This window comes from Vibrio sp. Y176 (genome assembly GCF_033438945.1).
The window spans coordinates 1-506 of record NZ_JAWOQS010001252.1 but is presented as its reverse complement, the minus strand read 5'-3'; the positions used below and the strand labels follow the sequence as shown (position 1 = coordinate 506).

The 506-nt window shown below is 48.8% G+C and carries 1 pseudogene; it reads right to left on the bottom strand.

What is annotated here, in order from left to right:
• A pseudogene (locus R7O13_RS31245) lies at positions 1-506 on the bottom strand (L-sorbose 1-phosphate reductase); the annotation flags it as partial.

Below are 506 nucleotides of genomic sequence, written 5' to 3'. Positions count from 1 at the left end.
GTCTATTTGAGCGGTATTCACGTAGTGCAGTTCTACGCCCTGCTCTTTAGCTTTTGCAACCGGAATGAGGCTTTCAGCTCGATCTAAACGCGCAGCGTCGATGTCCGTCACCACGATCAGTTTTGGCTTTACAGGGCCGTTGATTGCATAGTCAATCGCACCAATGCCCATTGGGCCAGCACAAGCGAGTAGCGCTAACGCACCACCTTCTTTAATGCCCATATCGTGTTCGTACACGTATTGGGTAGTGTGGTAACTCGCATGGTACGCACCGATGATGCAAGACATTGGCTCCGCCAGAGACGCATCAGCAAAGTAATCGCCGTGGTAAGGCAGTACACAGCCTAAGTCGATAGCGATTTTAGGAATAATGGAATACGTTGCATTGCCACCAAAGGTTTCGTAGCTGTAACCCGCAGAATAACCACTAGGCAAGCCCATGGCAGGTTGCAAAACAAAGTAGTCACCAGCTTTGAATTGATCTTTTAGATTCTCACCGACTTCAA